Annotated in this window: 15 protein-coding genes and 2 tRNA genes; 7 read left to right on the top strand and 10 right to left on the bottom strand. The window is 66.9% G+C overall.

The annotated features are described in order from the left end of the window. Window positions 1-7: 7 nt before the first annotated feature. The 7 genes from Q8Z05_RS11410 to Q8Z05_RS11380 all read right to left on the bottom strand — a co-directional run bounded on the left by Q8Z05_RS11410 (window position 8) and on the right by Q8Z05_RS11380 (window position 6,511). The gene (locus Q8Z05_RS11410; protein WP_305939762.1) at window positions 8-853 is read right to left on the bottom strand and encodes an aldo/keto reductase; all 846 of its coding nucleotides are present in this window, start codon (window positions 851-853) and stop codon (window positions 8-10) included. Between the two features lie 77 nt (window positions 854-930). Next, window positions 931-1,386: a hypothetical protein gene (locus Q8Z05_RS11405; RefSeq protein WP_305939761.1), complete on the bottom strand. Its 456-nt coding sequence runs from the start codon at window positions 1,384-1,386 to the stop codon at window positions 931-933. 7 nt (window positions 1,387-1,393) lie between these two features. Further along, the gene (locus Q8Z05_RS11400; RefSeq protein ID WP_305939760.1) at window positions 1,394-2,017 is read right to left on the bottom strand and encodes a bacterial proteasome activator family protein; all 624 of its coding nucleotides are present in this window, start codon (window positions 2,015-2,017) and stop codon (window positions 1,394-1,396) included. Between the two features lie 179 nt (window positions 2,018-2,196). After that, complete coding sequence (locus Q8Z05_RS11395) at window positions 2,197-2,388, bottom strand: YbdD/YjiX family protein (protein ID WP_305939759.1); 192 nt, start codon at window positions 2,386-2,388, stop codon at window positions 2,197-2,199. Between the two features lie 13 nt (window positions 2,389-2,401). Next, on the bottom strand, window positions 2,402-4,702 hold the full coding sequence (locus tag Q8Z05_RS11390) for a carbon starvation CstA family protein (protein ID WP_305939758.1): 2,301 nt from the start codon (window positions 4,700-4,702) through the stop codon (window positions 2,402-2,404). A gap of 149 nt (window positions 4,703-4,851) precedes the next feature. After that, window positions 4,852-5,394 (bottom strand): PadR family transcriptional regulator, encoded by a 543-nt coding sequence (locus tag Q8Z05_RS11385; protein WP_305939757.1) that lies wholly within the window; start codon window positions 5,392-5,394, stop codon window positions 4,852-4,854. Window positions 5,395-5,527: 133 nt separating this feature from the next. Then, window positions 5,528-6,511: an NAD(P)H-quinone oxidoreductase gene (locus Q8Z05_RS11380; RefSeq protein ID WP_305939756.1), complete on the bottom strand. Its 984-nt coding sequence runs from the start codon at window positions 6,509-6,511 to the stop codon at window positions 5,528-5,530. 123 nt (window positions 6,512-6,634) lie between these two features. Between Q8Z05_RS11380 and Q8Z05_RS11375 the strand changes: the two genes are divergently transcribed. The 3 genes from Q8Z05_RS11375 (at window position 6,635) to Q8Z05_RS11365 (ending at window position 12,691) form a co-directional block, all read left to right on the top strand. Continuing rightward, window positions 6,635-6,722, top strand: a tRNA-Ser gene (locus Q8Z05_RS11375). Window positions 6,723-6,915: 193 nt separating this feature from the next. Then, window positions 6,916-7,737, top strand: coding sequence for a VOC family protein (locus tag Q8Z05_RS11370; RefSeq protein WP_305939755.1), 822 nt, complete (start codon window positions 6,916-6,918; stop codon window positions 7,735-7,737). 373 nt (window positions 7,738-8,110) lie between these two features. Then, window positions 8,111-12,691 (top strand): ExeM/NucH family extracellular endonuclease, encoded by a 4,581-nt coding sequence (locus tag Q8Z05_RS11365; protein ID WP_305939754.1) that lies wholly within the window; start codon window positions 8,111-8,113, stop codon window positions 12,689-12,691. Between the two features lie 267 nt (window positions 12,692-12,958). Here the strand turns inward: Q8Z05_RS11365 and Q8Z05_RS11360 are convergent, their stop codons facing one another. Continuing rightward, window positions 12,959-14,944, bottom strand: a complete 1,986-nt coding sequence (locus Q8Z05_RS11360; protein ID WP_305939753.1) for an FAD/NAD(P)-binding protein — start codon at window positions 14,942-14,944, stop codon at window positions 12,959-12,961. Between the two features lie 61 nt (window positions 14,945-15,005). Between Q8Z05_RS11360 and Q8Z05_RS11355 the strand changes: the two genes are divergently transcribed. The 3 genes from Q8Z05_RS11355 (at window position 15,006) to Q8Z05_RS11345 (ending at window position 19,230) form a co-directional block, all read left to right on the top strand. Next, window positions 15,006-17,309, top strand: coding sequence for a prolyl oligopeptidase family serine peptidase (locus tag Q8Z05_RS11355; protein WP_305939752.1), 2,304 nt, complete (start codon window positions 15,006-15,008; stop codon window positions 17,307-17,309). A 101-nt stretch (window positions 17,310-17,410) separates the two neighbouring features. Then, a tRNA-Ser gene (locus Q8Z05_RS11350) sits at window positions 17,411-17,498 on the top strand. Window positions 17,499-17,589: 91 nt separating this feature from the next. Then, window positions 17,590-19,230 carry a phytoene desaturase family protein gene (locus Q8Z05_RS11345; RefSeq protein ID WP_305939751.1) on the top strand — a complete coding sequence of 547 codons (1,641 nt, stop codon included), beginning with the start codon at window positions 17,590-17,592 and terminating at the stop codon, window positions 19,228-19,230. Here the strand turns inward: Q8Z05_RS11345 and Q8Z05_RS11340 are convergent. Both Q8Z05_RS11340 and Q8Z05_RS11335 read right to left on the bottom strand, forming a co-directional pair. Next, the gene (locus Q8Z05_RS11340; protein WP_305939750.1) at window positions 19,227-20,672 is read right to left on the bottom strand and encodes an MFS transporter; all 1,446 of its coding nucleotides are present in this window, start codon (window positions 20,670-20,672) and stop codon (window positions 19,227-19,229) included. The two genes, Q8Z05_RS11345 and Q8Z05_RS11340, sit on opposite strands and share 4 nt — an antisense overlap. Window positions 20,673-20,847: 175 nt before the next feature. Then, a complete protein-coding gene (locus Q8Z05_RS11335) occupies window positions 20,848-23,037 on the bottom strand; it encodes a RecQ family ATP-dependent DNA helicase (RefSeq protein ID WP_305939749.1) in 2,190 nt (729 codons plus the stop codon). A gap of 135 nt (window positions 23,038-23,172) precedes the next feature. Here Q8Z05_RS11335 and Q8Z05_RS11330 point away from each other — a divergent pair, with 135 nt between their 5' ends. After that, window positions 23,173-24,591, top strand: a complete 1,419-nt coding sequence (locus tag Q8Z05_RS11330; RefSeq protein ID WP_305939748.1) for a phosphomannomutase/phosphoglucomutase — start codon at window positions 23,173-23,175, stop codon at window positions 24,589-24,591. The last annotated feature ends 6 nt before the right edge of the window (window positions 24,592-24,597 follow it).

Raw genomic sequence — 24,597 nt, 5'->3', positions numbered from 1 at the left:
TTGGCTGTTATGCGAAGTCGGAAACGGCCGGGTCCGGTCCGATGCGGCCGGCTCCTTCAGCAGTCCGGTCCAGCCCGTTGATGGCCTGGATGTCGGCTTCGTCCAAGGTGACGTCCAATGCCGCGAAGTTCTCGCGGATCCTGGACTCCGTAACTGACTTCGGAATCACCACGTTCCCGATGGCAAGGTGCCAGGCAATGACCACCTGCGCGGGTGTGGCGCCGTGCTTGGCTGCAATGTCTGCGATGGCCGGGTGCTCCAGGAGCTCCCCGCCCTGGCCCAGCGGGGACCATGCCTGGGTGAGGATGCCCTTGGAGGCGTTGAATTCGCGCAGTTTGGCCTGGTTGAAGAACGGGTGCAGTTCGACCTGGTTGATGGCCGGCACAACACCGGTCTCGTCAATGATCCGCTGCAGTCCCTCGGTGGTGAAGTTGGAGACACCGATGGACTTGACCCGGCCCCGCTTCTGCAGCTCGATCAGCGCCTTCCAGGTGTCCACGTACTTATCCTGCTTCGGCTGCTGCCAGTGGATGAGGTACAGGTCGAGGGTTTCCAGGCCCAGCCGCTCCATGGACGCCTCGAAGGCGGCGAGGGTCGACTCGTACCCCTGGTCTGCGTTCCACAGCTTGGTGGTGATGAAGATGTCCTCGGGCTTCAGCCCGGAGCGCTCGATGGCGCGGCCCACGCCCGCTTCATTGCCGTAGATCTTGGCGGTGTCGATGTGGCGGAATCCGGCCTCGAAGGCCTGGACCACTACCTTTTCCGCTACGTCGTCCTCAACCTGCCACACTCCGTAGCCGAGCTGGGGAATGGTGTTGCCGTCGTTGAAAGTCAGTTCAGGAGAAAAAGTCATTGCTCAATACTGCCAACCACAGCACCGTCCGGCCAGCGACATTCGGCCCGCTAAGCTAGGCGCTTAACCGGGAATAGCTAGGAATCCCGCGGCTGCTCGGCAAGGCGGCGTTCGGCGTCGGCGATCTGTTCGAAGACCGACTCCGCCCGGCGGCGGACCGAGGCAGCCCCGACCGGCACGGGGCCGACAGCGAGGCGAAGCATCGCCGCTGCCTCGGCCGTGGTGGCGAGGGAGTTGCCTGCCTTGGAAAGCGACCGGTGAACACCCGCCAGCGCTCCTGGTATGTCCAGCCCGTCGCTGGGTGATTGCAGCTGGGCCTCGACGCACACCATCCGGACCCTCACGGCGAGGCCGGCCAGATCGTTGGCGATTTCCACCAGCTCGGCATACAGTGCGTCGTCCTCCACGCCCTCCAGCACTTGGTGGAACCGGTCAAGCCCGCGAAGGAACCGGTCGTGGGCGCGCCGCCACAGGCCTTTGCCGAGCTCGGCGTCGTCTTTGCGCCCCTGGCGGGCGGCTGCGAAGAATGCCACGCGGACCCTAGAGGTACTGGCCGGGACCGTGGTCCGGATCTTCCGGTGTGCCCGGCTTCTCTGCGCCGGGATGCGGTGCCCGGGCACGCTGCGGCTCGCCGTCCTCACCAATTACGACACCCGGCGCAATCACCGTCCCCGGCGGCAGCTGGCGCAGCTGCCTCTGCGCGGCGGCGTGTTCGCGGGCAGCGTGCTGGGCGGCGATGGCGGTCTGGATGCCGTGGAACAGCCCTTCCAGCCAGCCCACCAGCTGGGCCTGGGCAATGCGCAGTTCGGCCTCCGAAGGCGTGGCCTGTTCCGGAAAGGGCAGGCTGATCCGTTCCAGCTCTTGGACGAGTTCGGGCGCCAGCCCGTCCTCGAGTTCCTTGATGGAGCGTTCGTGGATTGCTGCCAGGCGCCCGCGCGCGGCTTCGTCCAGGGGTGCCGATTTCACTTCATCCAGCAGTTGCTTGATCATGGTGCCGATCCGCATCACCTTGGCGGGCTCATCCACCAGGTCCTGGAGGTTGCTCCCCTTCTGCCGGGCTGCGGCTTGGGGATTAAATGCCGGGCCGGAAGGTGCCGCATTGTCCAGGGTGGTGCCCTCTACGGGGTCCTCAACAGCAGGCTGAGTGTCGTTCGGATCGCTCATGGCTTCATACTCTCACGAGCCGCGAGCGCAGGCGCCAGTCAGTGAACCCAGTTGACCCCGACCGTGACGGAAGGTGTCCCGGAACGGCCGAGGGCGCCGTCGGACCTTACGGATCCGGCGGCGCCCTCAAAGGCGCAGGTGTTCCACAGCGGCAGCAGCCGTTGAGCACCACAGGCACGTCAGCAGCAGCGTCCCTGGGGATTGCTGTCCTGCCGGTCCGTGTGGTCCCGCCAGAACTCGCGTTCGGTCATGGGAGCGTGCCCGTGTCCTGAAGCCGCATGGTGCTCCAGGTACTTCGCATATGCGTCCGCACCCATGACTCCGCCGAAGTACCGGGCAAAGCCACGGAAGCCTTCGAGTATCGCGTTCATGACCGGCCCCGCATCAGTGGTGTGCTGACTTTTCGAGCCGCAGGTCGGCGGGAAGTTTGTCCCACTCGGCCATGAGTTCGCGTTCAGCGGGAGTGGGGATGAACCCCGACGGCGCGTAGGCCCGGGATGGCACAGCCCGGTCCTCGTGGTCGGTGTGGGCCACGCCGTCCCGCGCGTTGCGGAACGCCTTCATCGTGGCCACCAAGGCCGTGATGATGACAATGATGCTCAGCACCACGAAGATCACCGACAGCCAGCCCTGGATCATGGTGTTGCGGACCACGGCCTCCATGGCAGCAACCGTCTTGGCCGTGCCAAATTCCGTCTTCCCGTCAGCCAGGGCCTTGGAGAACGCCGCGTTGTTGGCGAAGTAACCCACGGCCGGAACCGGCGAGAAGATCTTGTGGAAGCTGGCGGTGATGGTCACGACGGCCGCGAAGGTCAGCGGAAGGGCCACAATCCACAGGTACTTGAACGACGCCCGGCGGGCCGCGATGGCCAGGCAGACCGACAGTGCAATGGCCGCGAGCAGCTGGTTGGCGATACCGAACAGCGGGAACAGCGTGTTGATGCCACCCAACGGGTCAGTGACACCCATCAGGAGCACCGCACCCCAGGCGCCCACCATGATGGCCGTGCAAAGCCAGGCTCCCGGCCGCCAGGAGTGCTCCTTGAACTTCGGGATGAAGTTGCCGATGGAGTCCTGCAGCATAAAGCGGGCCACGCGGGTGCCGGCGTCAACGGCGGTCAGGATGAACAGCGCTTCGAACATGATGGCGAAGTGGTACCAGAACGCCATCATGGCCGTGCCGCCGATGAACTGCTGCATGATGTGGGCCAGGCCCACGGCCAGCGTGGGTGCGCCGCCGGTGCGGGACACGATGCTTTCCTCGCCCACGTTCCTGGCAGTCTCCGCCAGAAGGTCCGGAGTGATGTTCACCCCGGCAAGGCCCAGGCTGTTGACCCAGGTGGCGGCAGTTTCCACCGTGCCGCCGGTCAGGGCGGCCGGGGAGTTCATGGCGAAGTACAGGCCGCGGTCGATGGAGATGGCTGCGACGAGGGCCATGATGGCCACGAAGGACTCCATCAGCATGCCGCCGTAGCCGATCAGGCGGGTCTGGCGTTCCTTTTCGATCAGCTTCGGGGTGGTGCCGGAGGAAATCAGGGCGTGGAATCCGGACAATGCGCCGCAGGCTATGGTGACGAACAGGAACGGGAAGAGGGCTCCGGGGAAGACCGGACCGTTCTCCCGGCTCGCGAATTCGCTGAAGGCGGGCACTGTGATTTCGGGTCGGACCACAATGATGGCCAGCGCGAGCATGACGATCACGCCGATCTTCATGAACGTGGAGAGGTAGTCCCGGGGCGCCAGCAGGAGCCAGACGGGAAGGATTGCGGCGATGAATCCGTAAACAATGAGGCCCCAGGCGATGGTCACCTTGTCCAGGGTGAAGAACGCGGCGCCCCACTCGGTTTCCGCCACGATGCCGCCGCCGATGATGGCGGCCATGAGCAGCACGAAGCCGATCAGCGAAACTTCCATGACCTTGCCGGGCCGCAGGAAGCGCAGGTAGACACCCATGAAGAGGGCGATGGGGATGGTCATGCCCACCGAGAAGACACCCCACGGGCTCTCGCCCAGGGCATTCACGACGACGAGGGCGAGGATGGCCACGATGATCACCATGATCAGCAGGGTGGCGATCAGGGCGGCGGTGCCGCCGATCACGCCGAGTTCCTCACGCGCCATCTGGCCCAGCGAGCGGCCGCCGCGGCGCATGGAGAAGAACAGGACCAGGTAGTCCTGTACCGCTCCGGCCAGTACGACGCCGATAATGATCCAGATGGTGCCGGGCAGGTAGCCCATCTGGGCCGCAATGACGGGGCCAACCAGCGGGCCGGCGCCTGCGATGGCGGCGAAGTGGTGGCCGAATAGTACGTTGCGGTCAGTCCGGACGTAGTCCTTGCCGTCCGCCTTGTATTCGGCAGGAGTGGCACGGCGGTCGTTCGGCCTGGTGATGTAGCGTTCGATCACCTTGGAGTAGAAGCGGTAGCCGATCAGGTACGTGCAGACGGAGGCGAAGACGAACCAGATCGCGTTGACCGTTTCGCCTCGGATGATGGCCAGCATGAACCAGGACACGCCGCCCAGCAGCGAGATTGCTGCCCAGATGGCGATCTTCGCAGGCGTCCATTTGCGTTCCTCGGCCTCCAGCACCGCCTCGTCCACCGATGTTGGCGGAAGGTTTGGATCAGGCTTCAGCGCGTCCTCCGATATTGCAGTCCGTGCCTTGCCATCCGGCATTTTGCCCATGTCTCCTCCTCGAGAACCCAGCTGAAAAGTGATCTCCCCTTCGCACCATACCAATGCCCCGGACGCAGGGATACTGCTTTCAGACGGGTGGTTCCGCGCGCCTCGCTGAACGGTCGGCCGGGAGCGTTGAACGGTGTAAATCCGGAGGGTCAGCCAGGGGTGGACTGCGCCGTCAGCTGCGCCATGCGGGCTTCGCAGAGGTCCAGCCACCGGACCTCCGCTTCCGTCTGGAAGATCAGCGAGTCAAGCACAAGCAGCCAAGCGACATCCGCCCGGCGCTGGCTGGCGGAAGCATCGCGGCGCGACTTGGTGTAGTCCTGCAGCGCCTTCACTGATGCGACTCGCTGGGCCTGGATGACGGCTCCGACATCGACGCCGGGAATGGTCACGGCGAGGGCGAGCTTGATGGCGAGTTCGTTCCGGGGAGGATTGCTGCGGCCCACCGGAGCCCCGAACCAGCCCGTGACTTCGCTCCGGCCGGAGTCTGTGATGCTGTAAACGACGTGGCCTTCGCCATCGCCGCCGTCGTTCCTGACGAATCCGTCCCGCTCCAGCCGGTCCAGGGTCGTATAGACCTGGCCGATGTTCAGCGGCCAGGCCGAGCCGGTGCGGTCCTCGAACTCGACCCTCAACTCGTACCCGTAACGGGGTTTGTCCTGGAGCAGGGCGAGGAGACTATGACGAATGGACATGCTGCCCCCTGATGTCGCATAAGACGACGGCATACACGCGCCCCCAAGACGCGTGCATACCGCGTATGGAATTACAGTAGCGTGATTTCGCGGCCGGGGCAATACTGGGTATTCAATCACCCGCCCACTAGTGCTACATGACCAGCAGGACTTTCCCCACATGGTCGCCGGAGTCGAAGTACCCGTGGGCCGCACGGACCTGGTCCAGCGGGAAGGTCTTGGCAACCAGGGGCCGGATGCGCCCGTCGGCCAGCAGCGGCCACACGGCTTCACGGACGGCGTTCATAATGACGCCCTTCTCCGCGACCGGGCGGGGACGCAGCGCTGTACCGATGATGGCGGCCCGCTTACTGAGGAGCTTCCCGAGGTCCAACTCACCCTTGGTGCCGCCCTGGAGGCCGATCACGATGAGCCGCCCGTAGTCCGCCAGCGCGTCGACATTCTGCCGAAGGTACTTGGCACCCACCACGTCCAGGATGACGTCGGCGCCGTGCCCGTTGTTCTGCGCACGGAGGGCTTCGGGAAAGTCCTCCTCGGTGTAGTTGATGGCGATGTCCGCGCCCAGGAAGGCCTTGGCGGTACCCACCTTTTCCGCAGTTCCGGCAGTTGCGGCCACCCTGGCGCCGAAGGCCTTGGCGAGCTGGATGGCCATGGTGCCGATTCCGCCGGTGGCACCATGGATCAGGACAGTCTCCCCCGGCTGGAGCTGGGCCGTCATGATCAGGTTCGAGTAAACCGTGGCCGCCACCTCGGGGAGGGAAGCGGCGGTGACCAGATCCACGCCGTCGGGAATCCGCAGCACCTGTTCCGCAGGAACCGCCACCTTCTGGGCATAGCCGCCGCCCGCGAGCAGCGCCACCACCTTGTCCCCGACGGAAAACGGCTTGGACACGTCGGGGCCGAAGCCGGCGATGCGGCCGGACACTTCGAGGCCGAGGATCTCCGACGCTCCGGGCGGCGGCGGGTAGAACCCCCGGCGCTGCTGGACATCGGCACGGTTGAGGCCTGCGGCGACGACGTCGATCAGCACCTCGCCGGGGCCCGGAACCGGATCCGGAGCCTCGCGCACTTCGAGCACCTCAGGCCCGCCGGCCTCGCTAACGTAGACGGCCTTCATGAGAACTCCCGATTCCTAGCTGCTTCCTGCCACAAAAAAATAGTGTGCAGCGGCCACGCCCGCCCGCAAACACTCCGGATGGTTTTTGTCGCAGCCAACTGCCTATGAAACACTACTCGGTAAGGAAGGTTGTCCGAGCGGCCGAAGGAGCTGGTCTTGAAAACCAGTGTGCGGTAACCCCGTACCAAGAGTTCGAATCTCTTACCTTCCGCGATTGATGCCCCCGGGTCCTGAACCATCTGGACCCGGGGGCATCCTCCGTTTAAGTCCCGTTGCAGTCAGCTTCGGACCGCGGCCATGGAACCGCGACCATTGAAAGTGTCAGTGCTCCGGAATAGTGTCTGCTTTGTCTTCACCGACCAACCCCTCCGCGGTTCTGTGCCGCGAACCCGACAGGAGCCACTATGCCCAGCCCTGACATCACTCCCGGTGCACCCTGCTGGATCGACCTCATGACATCGGACACCGGCAAGGCCCGGCAGTTCTACGGCGACCTGTTCGGCTGGGACTTCCAGGCCGGCGACCAGGAAAAGTACGGCGGCTACATCACTGCCACGAAGAACGGCAAATCGGTGGCCGGCATAATGCTGAAGGACCAAAGCCAGGCAGGAATGCCGGACGTCTGGTCAACCTATCTGTGTTCGGACGACGCCGCCGCCACTGCCGCCGCGGTGACCGAGCATGGCGGCCAGGTCTTCATGCCGCCCATGGACGTCCCGGAGCAGGGGGTCATGGCAATCTTCGGTGATGCCACCGGCGCGGCCATCGGCGTCTGGCAGCCGCGCGAAATGACCGGCTACGAGCTCGTGGCCGAGCCCGGCACGGCCGCGTGGCACGAGCTTCACACCAAGGACTACCCCACCGCCGTCAAGTTCTACGAGGACGTGTTCGGCTGGGACACCGACGTCATGAGCGACACCCCCGAGTTCCGCTACACCACACTGGGAGCAGGGGACGCCGCGAAAGCGGGCATCATGGACGCCTCCGCCTACCTGCCTGCCGAGGTTCCGTCCAACTGGCAGATCTACTTTGCGGTGGAGGACGCCGACGCCTCGATTGAAAAGGCCGTGGGCCTCGGCGCGAAGGTGATCGACGGGCCGGACGACACCCCGTTCGGCCGGCTGGCAACCCTGGCCGACCCCACCGGGGCCATGTTCAAGATCGTGGCCGATACCGGTCAGGGCGCCGCAGATCCAACCGCCTCGGGAGATACCACGGGCGCGTAAACCGCCCGCGGGTTTCATTTAAGTAAATTGATATAAGAAATACCGGCCAGCCGCTTCCATCAGAGCTACTGGCCGGTATTCTTTTTGCATGTCCGGCACATGGGGTGGGCCGGCATACGCACAAAATGAAAGCACTGCCGCAGAATATTGTCGCCGTGACCGGGCCGATGCCGCCCCGTGGCCGGCGGTGAACGTTTCGCTGGGGGACGTCTCGCAGAATGCACGCTGAATCAACCGCTCGTTCATTCGACTCTGTTTTGCTGTGCCGGAAACTACTTGACCAGGAGTAAAGTCCGGGCCCTTGTCCGCGCCACAACGCCGGACACATTCCACCGAGCCCTTACCCGGGGCACCCTAATGAGAGTTAGAGCGGATGAATCGCACACCATGGAAAATTGCGCTGGGCACGGCGTTATCGGCAGGGCTCATCGCAGCTCCGCTGGCAGCTGTGCCGGCGTTCGCAGTGGAGGTCTCGCCGGCCTCCGCAGGCACGTCTCCGGTCGTTATCAACGAGGCCTACCTCAGTGGCGGCAGCTCCGGAGCGGCCTACAAACATAAGTTCGTTGAGCTGTACAACACTTCCGACGCGCCGATAACGCTGGACGGCTGGTCCCTCCAGTACCGCTCCGCCACCGGCACAGCATCGCCGACGACAGTTGCGGCCCTCAACGGCAGCATCCCGGCGAAGGGACACTACCTGATCCAGGGCTCCACCAACAGCGCCACCTCCACGGCACCGGAGCTGCCCGCGCCCGACCTGGTGGCTACCGGCTTGAACCCCTCCGGAAGCGCCGGAACCCTGATCCTCGCAAAGCAGGCCGCTGCCCTCAGTCCGCTTGCCACCGGCTCGGTGATCGAACCGGCCAACGTTGCGGACCTGCTGGGCTACGGCGCGTCCAACACCTTTGAAACCCAGGCCGCCGCGGCCCCCTCAGGCAACACCGACGTCAAGAGCCTGAACCGCTCCAACGCTGCGGACAGCAACAGCAACTCGGCAGACTTCGCCCTCAGTGCCACGATCAGCCCGACCGCTTCGGGCGGCACGGTAGACCCGGGTCCCGTGGACCCCGACCCCGTGGATCCGCCTCCGGCCCCTGCTGCCAGGACCATCGCCGAGATCCAGGGATCCGGCGCAGCCAGCCCGTTCATCGGCACCACCGTAACCACCCGCGGCAAGGTGACCGCAGCCTTCCCCACCGGCGGCTTCAGCGGCTTCTACCTCCAGACCCCGGGAACCGGCGGCGACCTGACGCCGGCCAACCACACGGCGTCGGACGCTATCTTTGTGTATTCCCCCGCAACCGTAGGTTCCGTCGCGGTGGGTGACTATGTCGAAGTCACCGGCTCCGTCAGTGAGTTCTACGGGATGACCCAGGTGAATGTGGCGGATACAGCCGGCCTGAAGAAGCTCGCCGAGGCCGCCCCGGAGGTGAAATCCACCGGCTTCACCCTCCCTGCGGAGGAAGCCTTCCGAGAATCCCTCGAAGGCATGCTGCTAACTCCCCAGGGCCCGGTGACGGTCACCGACAACTACTCCCTGAACCAGTACGGCGAAATCGGCCTTGCCGGAGGCACCACGCCGCTCGAACAGCCCACCGCCGTCGCCCCTTACGGCTCGGCCGATTACACGGCGACCGTGGCGGCCAACGCCGCCCGCGGCATCAAGCTCGACGACGGCGCCAGCACCAACTTCCTCAAGGACGCCGCCACCAAGGCGCAGGTGCTGCCCTACCTGACCACCGCGGACCCCGTCCGCGTCGGTTCTCCGGTGACATTCCAGACCGATGTGGTGCTCAGCTACGCCAACAACTCCTGGAAGTTCCAGCCGCTGACCCACCTGACGCCGGAAAACGCCGGCATCATCCAGCCGGCCACCTTCGGCGCCACCCGTACCGAAGCCCCTGCCGCCGTCGGAGGCAACCTGAAAATTGCCTCCTTCAACGTGCTGAATTACTTCCCCACCACCGGCGATATGCTCACCGGCTGCACGTTCTACACCGACCGTGACGGCAACCCCATCACTGTCAAGAGCGGCTGTGACGCCCGCGGTGCCGCCAACGCCGAGAACCTCAAGCGCCAGCAGGACAAGATCGTGGCCGCAATTGGCAAGTCCGGCGCCGACGTCGTGTCCCTGATGGAAGTTGAGAACTCCGCGCAGTTCGGCAAGGACCGCGACGATGCCCTGGCCAAGCTGGTGGAAGCCCTGAACGTTTCCACGCCCGGCATCTGGGACTACGTCCGCACACCTGCCAACGCTCCCCCGCTGGCCGACGAGGACATGATCCGCACCGCGTTCATCTACAAGAAGGCTGTTGCGGAACCGGTGGGCGAATCCATCATCCACAACGACACCGTGGCCTTCGCCACAGCGCGCAAGCCGCTGGCCCAAGTGTTCAAGCCGGCCGGCGCGGCCGATGACAAGAAGTTCATCGCCATTGCCAACCACTTCAAGTCCAAAGGCTCAGCCGCGACTGCCGAAGACACTGACAAGGGCCAGGGCGCCTCGAACCTGGCCCGCACCGAGCAGGCCAAGTCGCTGCTCGCATTCTCCAACGACCTGCAGGCCTCGACGGGCACGGACAAGGTCTTCCTGATGGGCGACTTCAACGCGTACGCCAAGGAGGATCCCCTCAACGTCCTCACGGCCGCCGGTTACGTCAACCAGGACGAGAAGGCCCGGAACGCCGACGGCTCTGCCAAGCACTCCTACCTGTTCGGCGGCCTGGTGGGTTCCCTGGACCATGTCCTTGCCTCGCCGGGCGCGAACTCGGTGGTCACCGGCGCCGACATCTGGAACATCAACTCCGTGGAGTCCGTTGCTCTGGAGTACAGCCGGTATAACAACAATGTGACGAACTACTATGCGCCGGACCAGTTCCGGGCCAGCGACCACGATCCCGTGGTGGTGGGCGTTGACCTGCCGGCCACACCTGCCAGCGCGGACCTGAACTTCCTGGGCATCAACGATTTCCACGGACGCATCGACTCCAACACGGTCCTGTTCGCCGCCACCATCGAAAAGCTCCGGGAAGCCGCCGCGCCGGGGGCCACCGCTTTCCTGTCCGCCGGAGATAACATCGGAGCCTCGCTGTTCGCCTCGGCTGTCGCCAAGGACCAGCCCACCATCGATGTGCTGAACGCCCTCGAGCTGCGCACCTCCGCTGTGGGCAACCACGAGTTCGACGGCGGCTGGGCGGACCTGCGCGACCGCGTTGTGGCGGGCGGTACGAACGCAAAATTCCCGTACCTCGGCGCCAACGTCTACAAGAAGGGCACCACGGAACCGGCCCTGCCGGAATACACGGTGCTGGAGATGAACGGCGTCAAGGTGGCCGTGATCGGCACCGTCACCCAGGAAGTGCCATCGCTGGTCACGCCCGCAGGCATCACCGAGCTTGATTTCGGCGATCCCGTTGACGCGATCAACCGTGTTGCCGCAAAGATCACTGCCGACAAGCTTGCCGACGTCATCATCGTGGAAAACCACGACGGCGCCGGGTCCGGCACACCCGACGGTTCCACTTTGGAGCAGGAAGTCGCCGCCGGCGGCCCCTTCGCCAAGCTTGTCAACGAAACCTCTCCCGAAGTGGACGCCATCTTCACCGGCCACACGCACAAGCAGTACGCGTGGGATGCCCCGGTCCTCGATGCCGGCGGCCAGCCGACCGGCAAAACCCGCCCCATCGTCCAGACCGGCAGCTACGGCGAGTTCATCGGCCAGATCCAGCTGACAGTGGATACCGCGAGCATGCAGGTCACCGGATACAAAGCCGGCAACGTCAAGCGCACTGTGCCCACCACCACGGAGACGGCCGCGGACCTGGTGGCCAAGTACCCGCGAGTGGCTGCAGTCAAGGTGATCGTTGACAAGGCGATCGCCGACGCCGCCGTGATCGGAAACCAGCCGGTCGGCAAGGTCACCGCCGATATCACCACGGCCTTCACGCCCGCCACGGCCACCAGCCCGGCGTCCCGTGACGACCGCGCGAACGAATCGACCCTCGGCAACCTCGTGGCCGACTCACTCGTGGATGCACTCAAGGCGCCTGACCTCGGGGCCGCCGAAATCGGCGTCGTAAACCCCGGCGGCCTGCGCAACGAGCTGTACTTCGCGCCGGACGGAACCATCACCTACGCGGAGGCGAATGCCGTGCTTCCGTTCGTGAACAACCTCTGGACCACCTCCCTGACCGGGGCACAGTTCAAGACGCTCCTGGAACAGCAGTGGCAGACCAACCCGGACGGCACGGTCCCGAGCCGCGCCTACCAGCAGCTGGGATTGTCCAAGAACGTCAACTACACCTACGACGCCGCGCGCGCCGCGGGTGACCGCATCACGTCCATCCGGGTCAACGGTTCGCTCATCGATCCGGCCAAGTCCTACCGGATCGGCACCTTCAGCTTCCTGGCAACCGGCGGCGACAACTTCCGGATTTTCAAGGAGGGCGCCGGCACCGAGGACTCGGGCCTCGTGGACCGTGATGCGTGGATCAAGTACCTGCAGGAGCACAACCCTGCAGCGCCGGACTTCGCCCGCCGCACTGTTGCCGTGGTGAACACCACGGCGGCCGAGGTCAAGGCTGGTGACTCCATCACGCTGGCAGTCTCCAAGCTGGATCTCACGTCGCTGGGCAGCCCGGTCAACACCTCGCTGGCGGCCTCCTTCACGGATGCTGCAGGCACGGTAACCCAGCTCGGCACCATCCCGGTGTCCGCCGGGGCCGCGACCGTGGACGTGAAGGTCCCGGCCGGTGCGGCGGCAGGCCCCGGCACCCTGGTGCTCACCGCAGCTGAATCGGGGACCGTGGTCAAGGCCGCGGTGCAGGTTGCTGACAGCGGCCCCGTCCCGCCGGTCTGCACAGCCCCCGTACCGCCCACCAACTGGTACGACTTTGCGGGGTGGATCAAGTACGGCCTGGCCTGGCTCCAATACCAGAACTGCCTGAAGGGCTAGTTTCGCAGCCTGACAGAGAATGAGCATGCCCCGTCGCCGGGCCGGGAATCCTTGCGGTTCCCGGCTCCGGAGGCGGGGCATGTTTCTTGTGTCCCTGCGACGCTCTCTCACCTCCTGCCGGTTCCCCTGCCACGCTCTCTCACTGCGTCGAAGAAAGTGAGAGAGCGTCTGGGAAAAAGCGACGGGAAGTGAGAGAGCGTCGCCCCAAAAGGTGCAGGAGGTGAGAGAGCGTCCGTGGTGGGGCGCAGGTGGTGCGGGACGGCAGGGTCAGCGGTCGAGGATGTGGCGGGCAATCTCGTCGGCGTCCCGGAGCGTGCGCTGGCCGCTGCGGTACACGGGCCCGTCCTGCGGCCGCGCTTCCGCGGCGATTGCCGTGCCCCACTGCGCGGCGGACAGCTGCAGGCCCAGCACATACAGCCCCTCGGTGACGGATCCGTTGGCGCCCACCGGACGGTAAGGGTGCGGGCTGACATCCAGCCCTGTGGTCTCCACCGGCGCCCCTTCCACGGTCATCATCAGCCGGGGCCGGACCAGGCCGTCGGCGAGGAGCTGCTCCAGCACCGGGGAAACGTTGACGGTGACCCTATTGGCGGGAGCGAGCGCCTCGATCATCGCATGCGCGTGGACCGCACCGTCCCGCACCCACGGGGATGCGGCCGTGAAGGTACCGGCGGACCGGTCCAGCGAAAACTTCGGGTCCGGTCCCACGAAACCCACCACTCCGGCCCGGGCGAGCGCCGCGAGCTGTTCCGCCCGGATGGCCGGCGGGCCGCTGGCCAGCCCTTCGACGAACGACTCAAACCAGCCCCGCAGGCCGGCGACCCAGGACTCGTCGGTGATGCCGCCGTCGGCCACCGCCGATTTCAGCACCGCCCGGCCGTGGTGCAGCGCCCCGATGGCCATCTTCACGGGGTCGTCCTCCCCCAGCGCCGAGCGCCGGGCGTCATCGAGCAGGTAGTCGACGACGGCGGCATCCACCTCCGACTGCGAAGCGAAACTACGTCCCGCCAAGGGTGCCGCCAGCCCGGGAAGGTTCAGTCGCTGGTTGCGCGCCACGTGCCGCGCAACCAGGGCTTCCGCTTCGGCTTCCCAGCGGGAAACGCTGTGGGCGTGCGGCCGCATCGCTTCCTGGAGCAGTGCCAGGAAGGCTTCGGGCTCGGTGACGGCGTCCGGGCTGGTCCGGACCAGGGTGGAGTAGTAGGCCCAGAGCGCGTCCCGCTGGAGCAGGGGCCAGAGGTCATGGTCAAAGGCGGGTGTGATTCCCGCGGCCGCGAACCGCCCCACGGCAGCCTCGGTGCAGTACCGGAGCGTCACACCGGACGGGTAGTACCCGGCAAGGTCGGCTTTGGCCCGGTACGGTGTCCCGCGCCGGGAAGCGGCAATGATCACCGGCTCGTCGCCGGACGGGATGTACGCAAGTCGGGCCGTGCCGTTGCCGTCCGCTGCCACGAACTTCCCGCCGCGGCCTTCGGTGAGCTGGCCCATCACGTCGAAGAAGTTCAGCCCCATGCCGCGGACCAGCACCGACTGGCCTGCCGGCACCACGGACCAGTCGACGTCGGCAGGAACCGCCGGGGGCACGTACAGGAGCCCCAGCTGGCTTGCGCCAGCGTGGAGCTCGCGCTGCTCGGCGTTGAGCCTGGCGTCAAGGTGTCCCAGCGCCAGCACCGCGGAACTGACGGTGAGCAGCCCGCCGTCCCCGAGTTCGACGTCGAACGTTCCGTCTCCTGCCGGCCGCACGGCGGTGGCGGTGGTGCGGTGGAACTGGACGGTGACGCCCTCCGGAAGGTGCGCGAGCAACTCGTCGAGGGTGGCGCGGAGGTAGCGGCCGTACAGGGCGCGGCTCGGAAAATCCCGGGCTCCGAGGCTGGCGAGTTCCCGGCGTTCGTCCTCAGTGAGCGAAGGGTGGGGGCTGCGCGCCTGGGCTGCCCGCCATTTCTCGAAGGTGCTGCCGGCCACCGGTGCGGCCAGTTCAGGGTCCTCGGGAATGACCGTGGGATAAAACGATTGCGTGTTCATCAGGTACAGCCGGGACTGGCCGGGCTGCCACACGTGGCCCGGCCCGGCCGGGTACGGGTCCACCACGTCGATGTGGAGGCCGGCGGCGGGGAGGCCCGCGGCGCTCTGCGGTCCGGAAGACCCGGTTGAAGAGGGGTTCCTGAGCCGCCAATTGGCCAGGAGCCGCTCCAGGACACTGGTGCCGCGGGGTCCGGCCCCTATGATTGCCGTCCGGATGCTTTGCGATGTGCCCACGCCTTCCAGAGTATCCGCATGTGACTTGCTAGCTGCGCGCCGATGCTGTTTCGTAGGGCGCATGACCACCACAGCAGCTGATCACCCGCCCGTGTCCGGCGCCTCTTCCGCCTCCGGGAAAGCGCCCGAACCGACTGACGAGAATATCTGGCTTGAGGAGATCTACGGCGAGGAACCGCTGGCCTGGGTCCGTGAACAGAACGCCCGAACCGAGGACCTGCTTGAAGACGCCGACTACGCGAGGCTCGAGGGCCGCATCCTGGAAGTGCTGGACTCCACGGACAAGATCGCCATGGTGGGCAAGCACGGCGACTGGTACTACAACTTCTGGCGGGACGGGCAGAACCCGAAGGGGCTGTGGCGCCGGACGTCCTGGGAGAGCTACAAGAGCGGGCAGCCGGAATGGGACGTGCTGCTGGACGTCGACGCGCTGGCCACCGTCGAAGGTGAGGAGTGGGTGTTCCACGGCGCCAACTTCCTGCGCCCCGCTCCCGGCGAACCGCACCGGCTGGCGCTGCTGGCCCTCTCCCCCGACGGCGGCGACGCCAACCGCTACCGGGAGTTCGACGTCGAAACCCGCACGTTCGTGGACCCGGCAGCCGGAGGGTTCGACCTGCCCACTGCCAAGGGCAACGCCTCCTGGCTGGACCGGGACACGCTGCTGGTCTCCAGCACCGCGGAAGGCATGCCCAAGACCTCGTCGTCCTACGCCAGCACCGCCGTCAAGCTCGCCCGCGGCGGGTCGCTGTTGACGGCCGAGCGGGTGTTCGAAATCCCGGAAGACCACATGATGGCGCTGGTGGCCCATGATTCCACCCCGGGGTTTGAGCGGACCTTCGCCATGGACTGGATCAGCTTCTTCAACAAGAGCACGTCCGTGCTGCGTGACGGATCCTGGGTTGCCATCGACGCCCCCACCGACGTAAACCTGAGCGTGCACCGTGAGTGGCTGCTGTTCCGGCCGCAGGGCGACTGGGCCGTCAACGGCCGCACCTACCCCGCCGGCTCCCTGCTCGCCGCGAACTTCGAGGACTACCTTGCCGGCAGCCGCGACCTCGTGGTCCTGTTCACCCCGGATGCGCACACGTCGCTGCAGTCCTGGAGCTGGACCCGGAACTTCCTGCTCCTGAACCTCCTGCGGGACGTCTCCTCCGAGATCCGCGTCCTGGACCCCGAACGGCCCGGCAGCGGCTCCGCCTGGGCTTCCACGCTCCTTGACGCGTGCCCGCCGCTGCATGACGTCAACGCGTTCGCCGTCGACGACGAGGACGACAGCGTCGAGGTTGACGAGGAGCACAACGACGACGGGACCGGCGGCAGCGTGACCGTACCGGAAGGCGAATCCCCCGGCGCGGGGAACGACTTCTGGCTCGTGGCCACCGGCTTCACCACGCCCAGCACGCTTACCCGGGGGACGCTGCGCCGCGGCGACAACGGCGACGTGGTGAGCGCACACGAGGTGGTCCGTACCTCACCGTCCTATTTTGACGACTCCGCCTACGAAGTCCAGCAGCATTTCGCGGTCTCGGAGGACGGGACGCGGGTCCCGTACTTCCAGGTGGCGTCCAAGGACCTGGTGCTCGACGGCCAGAACCCCACGCAGCTGTCCGGCTACGGCGGATTTGAGGTCTCCCGCACGCCGGCCTACAGCGGAGCGATCGGCCGGGCGTGGCTGGAACGCCGAACGACCGCACCGGATGCCGGTGAGGGCGGTCCCGAGGGCGACGCCGGTCCCGCCCACAGCCGCGGCGGCGTCTACGTGGTGGCGAACATCCGCGGCGGCGGCGAATACGGACCCTCGTGGCACCGCGCAGCCCTGCAGGAAAAGCGCCACCGCGCGTTCGAGGACTTCGCAGCCGTAGCCAGGGACCTGATCTCGCGCGGAGTCACCTCCAAGGAACGCCTCGGCTGCGTGGGCGGCTCCAACGGCGGCCTGCTGGTGGGCAACATGCTCACCAGGTACCCGGAACTGTTCGGTGCCGTGTCCTGCGGCGTGCCGCTGCTGGACATGCGCCGCTACACCAAGCTGTCCGCCGGCTACTCCTGGATCGCCGAATACGGGGACCCGGACGTTGCCGAAGAGTGGGAGTTCATCCGGACGTTCTCGCCGTACCACCTCCTCCGCGACGGCGTGGATTACCCGGAAACCTTCATCTGGACCGCAACCTCCGATGACCGCGTGGGCCCCGTGCAGGCCCGCAAGATGGCCGCCCGGATGCAGGCCATGGGCATCCCCAACGTCTGGTTCCACGAGGCCCTGGAAGGCGGACATGCCGGCGCCTCGGACAACCGGCAGGCGGCCGCTTTGCAGAGCCGGAGCCAGCACTTCCTGTGGCGCTCCCTGGCGGGACGCTCCGGCAGCTAGCACCGCCGGCACCGAATCTGCACTAATCTGAACGGCCTTTCCCACCGTTTTGCACTGGATGGCCCGTTCTGCGTATCCTTGGTGGGCTAGGAATAGCAATTGGAGACGTGCCAGAGCGGCCGAATGGGCTTCACTGCTAATGAAGTGTGGGGCACAACTCCACCGGGGGTTCAAATCCCCCCGTCTCCGCGTTTGGCCCCGGTCCTGGACCGGGGCCTTTTGCGTTCCCCGGCACGTTGCGTTTCCGGCCAAACGCGGAACCGGGTGGCAGGATGGCCCCATGGCGAGCAGCAGTAAGCATGACGTGGTCATTGTCGGTGGCGGGCACAACGGCCTGGCGGCCGCCGCCTACCTGGCCCGGGCCGGCCGGGATGTCCTGCTGCTGGAAAAACTGGACCACGCCGGCGGAGCGGCCGTTTCCGCCCAGGCGTTCGACGGCGTCGACGCCCGGCTTTCGCGGTACTCCTACCTGGTGAGCCTGCTCCCGCAGGAAATCATGGACGACCTGGGCCTGCGCATCCGACTGGCACGGCGCCGCTACTCGTCCTACACGCCGGACCCGGGCAGTCCCGGCACCGGGCTCCTGATCGACAACGCGGACGCGGAGGCCACCGCCTTGTCCTTCGCGTCGGTGGGTGCCCCCGCCGCCGAGGCCGCGGCTTTTGAGCGCTTCTATGCGGAATGCCGGAAGCTCACCGGAGCACTGTGGCCCACAATGACCTCGCCGCTGCCCACCCGCTCCGAAGCCAGGAAACTCGCCGAAGCCGCCGGTGCGGGTGACGTGTGGGAAGCGGTGATCGAGCGGCCGCTTGGCGAGGCCATTACCCGCGGGCTGGACAGCGACCTGGTGCGCGGCGTGGTCCTGACCGACGCCCTGATCGGCACGTTTGCCCGGGCTGACAGCGCGGACCTGCAGCAGAACATCTGTTTCCTGTACCACCTCTTGGGCGGCGGGACCGGAGACTGGGATGTTCCCATCGGCGGCATGGGGGCCGTGTCCGGTGAGCTGGAACGGGCCGCCCGCGAAGCCGGCGCCACCATCCTGACGTCCGCCGAGGTCAGGGGCATCCGTCCCGGCGGAGCGGTGGACTACCGACATGACGGCGGGGAACGCTGCGCCTCGGCCGGGTGGGTGCTGTCCAACGTGGCGCCTGCCGTGCTGGCCAGATTGCGCGGCACGGGCGGCGGTGAGCCGGGGAACCCCAACCACCGGCGCGAGGGTTCCCAGGTCAAGGTGAACCTCCTGCTCGAGCGCCTGCCCCGGCTGCTGGACCGCAGCATCGGCCCGGAGGCGGCCTTCGGCGGAACGTTCCACATCAATGAGACGTGGACGCAGCTGGACGACGCCTACCTTACCGCCGAAAAGGGAACCGTCCCGGACCCGCTGCCCTGCGAAATCTACTGCCATTCGCTGACCGATCCGTCCATCCTCTCGCCGGAACTGCAGGCTTCCGGCGCCCACACGCTGACCGTCTTCGGGCTTCACGTTCCGGACAGGCTCATCACTGCGGAAAACAACGAGGAGATGCGGGCGGTGCTGCAGGCCGCCGTCGTACGATCCCTCAACTCTGTGCTGGCGGAACCGATCGAGGACCTGCTGCTCACCGGCACGGGCGGCACGCCGTGCATCGAAACGAAGACAACGCTGGATATCCAGCGCGCCGTGGGCATGCCCCGCGGCAACATTTTCCACGGCGGCCTTGACTGGCCGTTCGCCGAGGACGATGCCCTGCTGGACACTCCCGCCCGGCGCTGGGGTGTGGCCACGGACGATCCCCGGATCCTGCTCTGCGGCTCCGGAGCCCGGCGCGGCGGAGCCGTCAGCGCCATTGGCGGCCACAACGCCGCCATGGCGGTGCTGGAGGCGGGCGCGGCGGAGCCGCAGTTCTCGGCGACGCCCGGCGTTCCGGCGGAATCCTAGGGGTTCGCGGCTTTGGGGGCTGCGGACCGCCCGCGGCTGACGTCGGCGCCGGCCTGGCGGTGCAGTGCCAGGCTGTCCGCCGTGCTGAGCAGCATCAGCACCGCGATGGCCACGAACGCACCCCGGTAGGGGGCAACGGGGTCGGACCCGAAAGCGCCTGGTTCGGCGAAGAGCCGGAGGAACAAGGCGCCGACCGCGATGCCCGCGCCGGCCGCCAACTGGACCAGCGTGGCCGAAATCGCGTTGGCGGACGGCAGCTGCCCGGGGATGATGTCGGCGTACTGCACGGAGGCGTAGGCCGAAAAGCCGATGGAGCGGAAGGCTCCGCTGCAGACCAGCAGGGCAAAAATCAGCGGTTCCGGAGTTCCGGCGTCCAGCAGGGCGCACAGTGCAAACGTGACGGCCGACGCGAGTGAGGCGAAGACCAGGACGGGCTTGAAACCGAACCTGCGGATGAGCGGCGTGGTTGCCGGTTTGATGCCGATGTTGCCGATGAAGACCGCCGCCACCATGACGCCGGCGTGCAGCGGATCCCAGCCGAACCCGTCCTGGAACATCAGCGGCAGCAGGAACGGCACCGCGCTGATGGTCAGGCGGTAGACGAAGCCGCCGGTGGACGTGGCTCGGAACGTCCGGGTGCCAAACACATTCAGTTGGAAGAGGGGGTTGGGGGCTCGCCGCAGCCACAGGACTGCTCCCGCAATGAACACGAAGCCGGCGGCCACGCTGACCGCCCCGAAAGGTTCTGAGGGGTGGGCAGTGGCGAGTTCGAGCCCCACCACCAGGGCACCGACTCCGGCCGTTGTCAGCAGGAGCCCCAGCCAGTCAAGGCGGCGGGACTGGTCTCCCGCCCCCTGCGGAACCAGCCTCAGGGCGGCAACGAAGGCGGCCAGCCCCAGCGGAATGTTGATCAGGAAGATCCAGTGCCACGACAGGAACGTGGTCAGTGCGCCGCCCACCAGGGGTGCCAGCACCGGCGCCAGCAGCCCTGGCCACACAAGGTAGGCCGTGGCCCGGAGCAGGTCCTCCTTGGGTGTCCTGCGCAGCACCACGAGCGTCCCCACCGGCACCATCATGGCGCCGCCGGCACCCTGCAGGACGCGGCTGACGGTGAGCATGGTGAGGTCCTGGCTCAGGGCGCACAGCAGGGAGGCGATGGTGAACACCGCGATGGCGGCACAGAAGACGCGCCGGGCGCCCACGCGCTCGGCCAGCCATCCGCTCACGGGAATCCCCATGGCCACCGTCATGAGGTAGGCCGTCATGGTGATGTTGACGTCCGCGGGAGCCACGGCGAAATCTTCCGCAATACTGGGTATGGCCGTGGTCAGCACCGTACCGTCCAGGAATTCCATGAAGAAGGTCGCCGCCACCAGCAGGGCCAGCCGCGGCTGCCATTCCTGGCGGACCGCCGCCGCGGCGTTGCTCTGGGATTCGCTCATGGCTCCTGGCCTGGACTCATTCGCCGATCCTATAGGCGGGCCTGGCGCGGTGCCAGAATAAGTCCGCCCCTTACGCGCGAGCCCGCCGTCCGGCTCTTGCCCGTGCCGGCAGGCCTGTCCTGGCCTGCCTGTCCTGGCCGGGCTGTCCTGGCCTGCCTGTCCTGGCCGGGCTGTCCTAGCCGGCCTGTCCCAGCACCAGGGGAAGCACGGCCCCTGCCCCGGCCCGGCGCAGTGCCCGCCCGGCCACGGTGACCGTCCAGCGGCTGTCCGTGAGGTCGTCCACCAGCATGACGCTCTGCCCCTGGATGCCGGCAAGGGCCGTTTCAAGCTCCGGTCCCACCACAAGCCGGTCCCATACTCCGGCCAGCCGGTAGGCGCTGTTGCCGCCGCGTCCGCCGGCGGGTCCGCCGTGTTCCAGCTGCAGCTGGCCCAGGTACGGTATGCGGCCGATCCCGGAAATGCCGCGCGCCAGGGAGTCGACCAAGGCGGGTTTGCTGCGTGACGGGATGCTCACGATGGCTGCGGGGCGGCCGGCTCCGCTCCAGCCGGGGGTGCGGCCGTTTCCTGCACCCCATTCCCGGAGCACCTGGACGCAGGCCTGCAGCATGGCGGGGTCAACCTCACGGTCCGCGGCGCCGGAGGCGAAGATTTCCCGGAGGGAACCGCCCCAGCCGAGGTCCGTCAGGCGGGCCAGCACCCGCCCTTCGGCAAGACTTTCCTCCGGCTTGATCTTGCCCTTGACCGTTACGCCCAGCCTGTCCATCCCGCTGGGCCACTGCAGCCGCGGTTCCAGCGCCACGCCTGCGCGGCTGAGCGTCTGCCCGGCCGCCTCCGTGGCCGAGGAGGAGATGTCCGCGGGGAACCAGCGCCCGGCGCAGTTGTCGCAGCGGCCGCAGGCACGGGCTGTCTCATCGTCCAGGACCGAGGTGATGTATTCCATCCGGCAACCGGCCGTGTCCTGGTAGATGACCATGGAGTCCTGCTCGTCCACACGGGCCTCGGCAATGCGGGTGTACCGTTCGGCGTCGTAGGTCCACGGCTGGCCGGTGGAGCGCCAGCCGCCGCCCACCCGCTCCACGGCGCCGTCCACGGACAGAACCTTGAGCAGCAGTTCCAAGGGTGTGCGCCTCAGGTCAACGCGGGCCTCGAGGGCCACGGTGGACACGGCGGCGCCTGCCTCGGCCAGGGCCGTGAGGACAGCCGCGGCCTTTTCCTCCGACGGCATGGACGCCGTGGCAAAGTACTGCCAGATGTCGCGGTCCTCGGAGCCCGGCAGGAGCAGGACGTCGGCGTTGGCCGCACCACGTCCGGCACGGCCCACCTGCTGGTAGTAGGCCACCGGTGAGGACGGGGCGCCAAGGTGCACCACGAAGCCCAGGTCCGGCTTATCGAACCCCATGCCCAAGGCAGACGTTGCCACCAACGCCTTGACTTGGTTGTCCTTCAGGAGCTGTTCCGCCCGTTCCCGGTCAGCGGGATCGGTGCGGCCGGTGTAGGCGAGGACCTCATGGCCAGCTTCGGCGAGCAGTCGCGCAGTATCCTCGGCCGCCGAGACGGTGAGGGTGTAGATGATGCCGCTGCCGGGCAGGTCCGCCAGGTGCGTCAGCAGCCAGCCCAGCCGGTCGCGGGAGTCCGGAAGATTCAGTACGCCGAGCCGGAGCGATTCGCGGCCCAGTGCCCCGCGGATGGTCAGCACACCGTCGCCCAACTGCTCTTCGATGTCGTGGACCACCCGGGAGTTGGCGGTGGCAGTGGTGGCCAGCACGGGCACGGTATCCGGCAGCTGGGTGATGAGGTCCGCGATGCGCCGGTAATCCGGGCGGAAGTCATGGCCCCAGTCGGAGATGCAGTGTGCCTCGTCAATCACCAGGAGCCCGGTGCGGCGGATCAGTTCGGGCAGCTGGTTCTCCCGGAACGAAGGATTGGTGAGCCGCTCCGGAGAAACGAGCAGCACGTCCACTTCGTCGGCGGCGAGCTGTTCGCGGACAGTGTCCCATTCGAGCTGGTTGGCGGAGTTGATGGCGACGGCACGGACGCCTGCCCGGGCCGCTGCCGCCACCTGGTCCCGCATCAGGGCGAGCAGCGGCGAAACGATCAGGGTGGGGCCGGCGCCGCGGCGCCGGAGCAGCAGCGACGCCACAAAGTAGACAGCCGACTTTCCCCAGCCGGTGCGCTGGACCACCAAGGCCCGGCGGCCGCCGTCGACCAGCGCCTCAATGGCTTCGAACTGCCCGTCATGGAAGCTGGCCTCCGGATGTCCCACGAGTCCCCGCAGCACCTCCAGCGCCTGGTCCCGGGTCCCCGTCCCACCCGCGGGGAGGTCGGCGGAAGCGGACAGGACAGCAGCATTCTGGTTATTGGCCATTGATTCAGTATCCCAGCCCCCTCCGACAGCCGGGAAGTCGGGCATCCGGCCATGTGGAAAGCCGCGCGGCGCGCCGCTGCCGTAACGCAACTACTCCTCCACAGCCATTTTGCGCTTCAACGTAAGATGGAACGCGTGACTAGCGACCAGACAAAGACTTTTGACCTTTCGGCATCGTTCAAGGCCTACGACGTGCGTGGCATTGTGGGCGAGTCGATTACCGCCGAAATCGTCGAAGCCGTAGGTGCCGCCTTCGTGGACGTCCTGAACCTCGAGGGCCAGACCGTCCTGGTGGGCGGGGACATGCGCCCCTCCTCCCCTGAGTTCAGCAAGGCATTCGCCAACGGTGCCGCCACCCGCGGAGCCAACGTCCAGCTCCTGGACCTCATTTCCACCGACGAGCTCTACTACGCCTGCGGTGCACTCAACGCGGCCGGTGCCACGTTCACCGCCAGCCACAATCCCGCCGAGTACAACGGCATCAAAATGTCCAAGGCCGGCGCCCAGCCGATCTCCTCGGAATCCGGCCTGAAGGAAATCCAGGCCCGCGCGGAGGACTACCTCCACGCCGGATCCATCCCGGCCGCCGCCCAGCGCGGCCTCATCGGCGTCCACGACGTCCTGAAGGACTACTCCGAGTACCTCCGCAAGCTCGTGGACCTCACGGGATCCCGCCCCCTGAAGGTGGTTGTCGACGCCGGCAACGGCATGGCCGGACTGACCACCCCCGCGGTACTCGGCGACGCCCTCCTGCCCAAGCTGCCGTTCGACATCATCCCCCTGTACTTCGAACTGGACGGTTCGTTCCCGAACCACCCGGCCAACCCGCTCGAGCCGGAAAACCTGCTGGACCTCCAGGCCGCCGTCGTCGAACACGGCGCGGACATCGGGCTGGCGTTCGACGGCGATGCCGACCGCTGCTTTGTGATCGACGAGAAGGGCAACCCCGTGTCGCCGTCGGCCATCACCGGAATGGTGGCCCGCCGCGAAATCGCGCGCGCCAAGGCGCAGGGGGAGGAAACGCCCACCATCATCCACAACCTGCTGACGTCCAAGGCCGTCCCGGAACTCGTGGCGCACGACGGCGGCCGCGCGGTCCGCACGCGCGTTGGTCATTCATTCATCAAGGCAGTGATGGCCGAGGAAGGCGCCGTTTTCGGCGGCGAGCACTCCGCACACTTCTACTTCCGCGATTTCTGGAACGCGGACACCGGCATGCTTGCCGCGATGCATGTCCTGGCCGCCCTCGGCGAGCAGGACCGCCCGTTGTCCGAACTCGGCCACGAGTACGAGCCGTACGTGTCCTCCGGGGAAATCAACTCCGAAATTGAGGACAAGGCAGCAGCCGTGGAGCGTGTCCGCGCCGACTTTGCCGGCGAAGACGTAGAGATCGACCTGCTGGACGGCAGCACCTTCACTGCCCGCGACGGCAGCTGGTGGTTCAACCTGCGCCCGTCCAACACGGAACCGTTCCTCCGCCTGAACGCCGAGGCCGCGGACCGGGAAACCATGGAACGCATCCGGGACCGCGTGCTGGCCCTGGTCAACGGCTAGGCCCCC

The sequence above is a fragment of the Arthrobacter oryzae genome, from assembly GCF_030718995.1.
GTDB lineage: Bacteria > Actinomycetota > Actinomycetes > Actinomycetales > Micrococcaceae > Arthrobacter > Arthrobacter oryzae_C.
The sequence above is the reverse complement of the archived record's forward strand: the minus strand, read 5'-3'. Positions and strand labels throughout refer to the sequence as shown.

Excerpts from the sequence above, each read along its gene's own strand:
- Q8Z05_RS11410 (WP_305939762.1), bottom strand. The coding sequence starts at position 853 with ATGACTTTTTCTCCTGAACTGACTTTCAACGACGGCAACACCATTCCC.
- Q8Z05_RS11400 (WP_305939760.1), bottom strand. The coding sequence starts at position 2,017 with ATGAGCGATCCGAACGACACTCAGCCTGCTGTTGAGGACCCCGTAGAG.
- Q8Z05_RS11395 (WP_305939759.1), bottom strand. The coding sequence starts at position 2,388 with ATGAACGCGATACTCGAAGGCTTCCGTGGCTTTGCCCGGTACTTCGGC.
- Q8Z05_RS11390 (WP_305939758.1), bottom strand. The coding sequence starts at position 4,702 with ATGGGCAAAATGCCGGATGGCAAGGCACGGACTGCAATATCGGAGGAC.
- Q8Z05_RS11385 (WP_305939757.1), bottom strand. The coding sequence starts at position 5,394 with ATGTCCATTCGTCATAGTCTCCTCGCCCTGCTCCAGGACAAACCCCGT.
- Q8Z05_RS11380 (WP_305939756.1), bottom strand. The coding sequence starts at position 6,511 with ATGAAGGCCGTCTACGTTAGCGAGGCCGGCGGGCCTGAGGTGCTCGAA.
- Q8Z05_RS11370 (WP_305939755.1), top strand. The coding sequence starts at position 6,916 with ATGCCCAGCCCTGACATCACTCCCGGTGCACCCTGCTGGATCGACCTC.
- Q8Z05_RS11365 (WP_305939754.1), top strand. The coding sequence starts at position 8,111 with ATGAATCGCACACCATGGAAAATTGCGCTGGGCACGGCGTTATCGGCA.
- Q8Z05_RS11355 (WP_305939752.1), top strand. The coding sequence starts at position 15,006 with ATGACCACCACAGCAGCTGATCACCCGCCCGTGTCCGGCGCCTCTTCC.
- Q8Z05_RS11345 (WP_305939751.1), top strand. The coding sequence starts at position 17,590 with ATGGCGAGCAGCAGTAAGCATGACGTGGTCATTGTCGGTGGCGGGCAC.
- Q8Z05_RS11340 (WP_305939750.1), bottom strand. The coding sequence starts at position 20,672 with ATGAGCGAATCCCAGAGCAACGCCGCGGCGGCGGTCCGCCAGGAATGG.
- Q8Z05_RS11335 (WP_305939749.1), bottom strand. The coding sequence starts at position 23,037 with ATGGCCAATAACCAGAATGCTGCTGTCCTGTCCGCTTCCGCCGACCTC.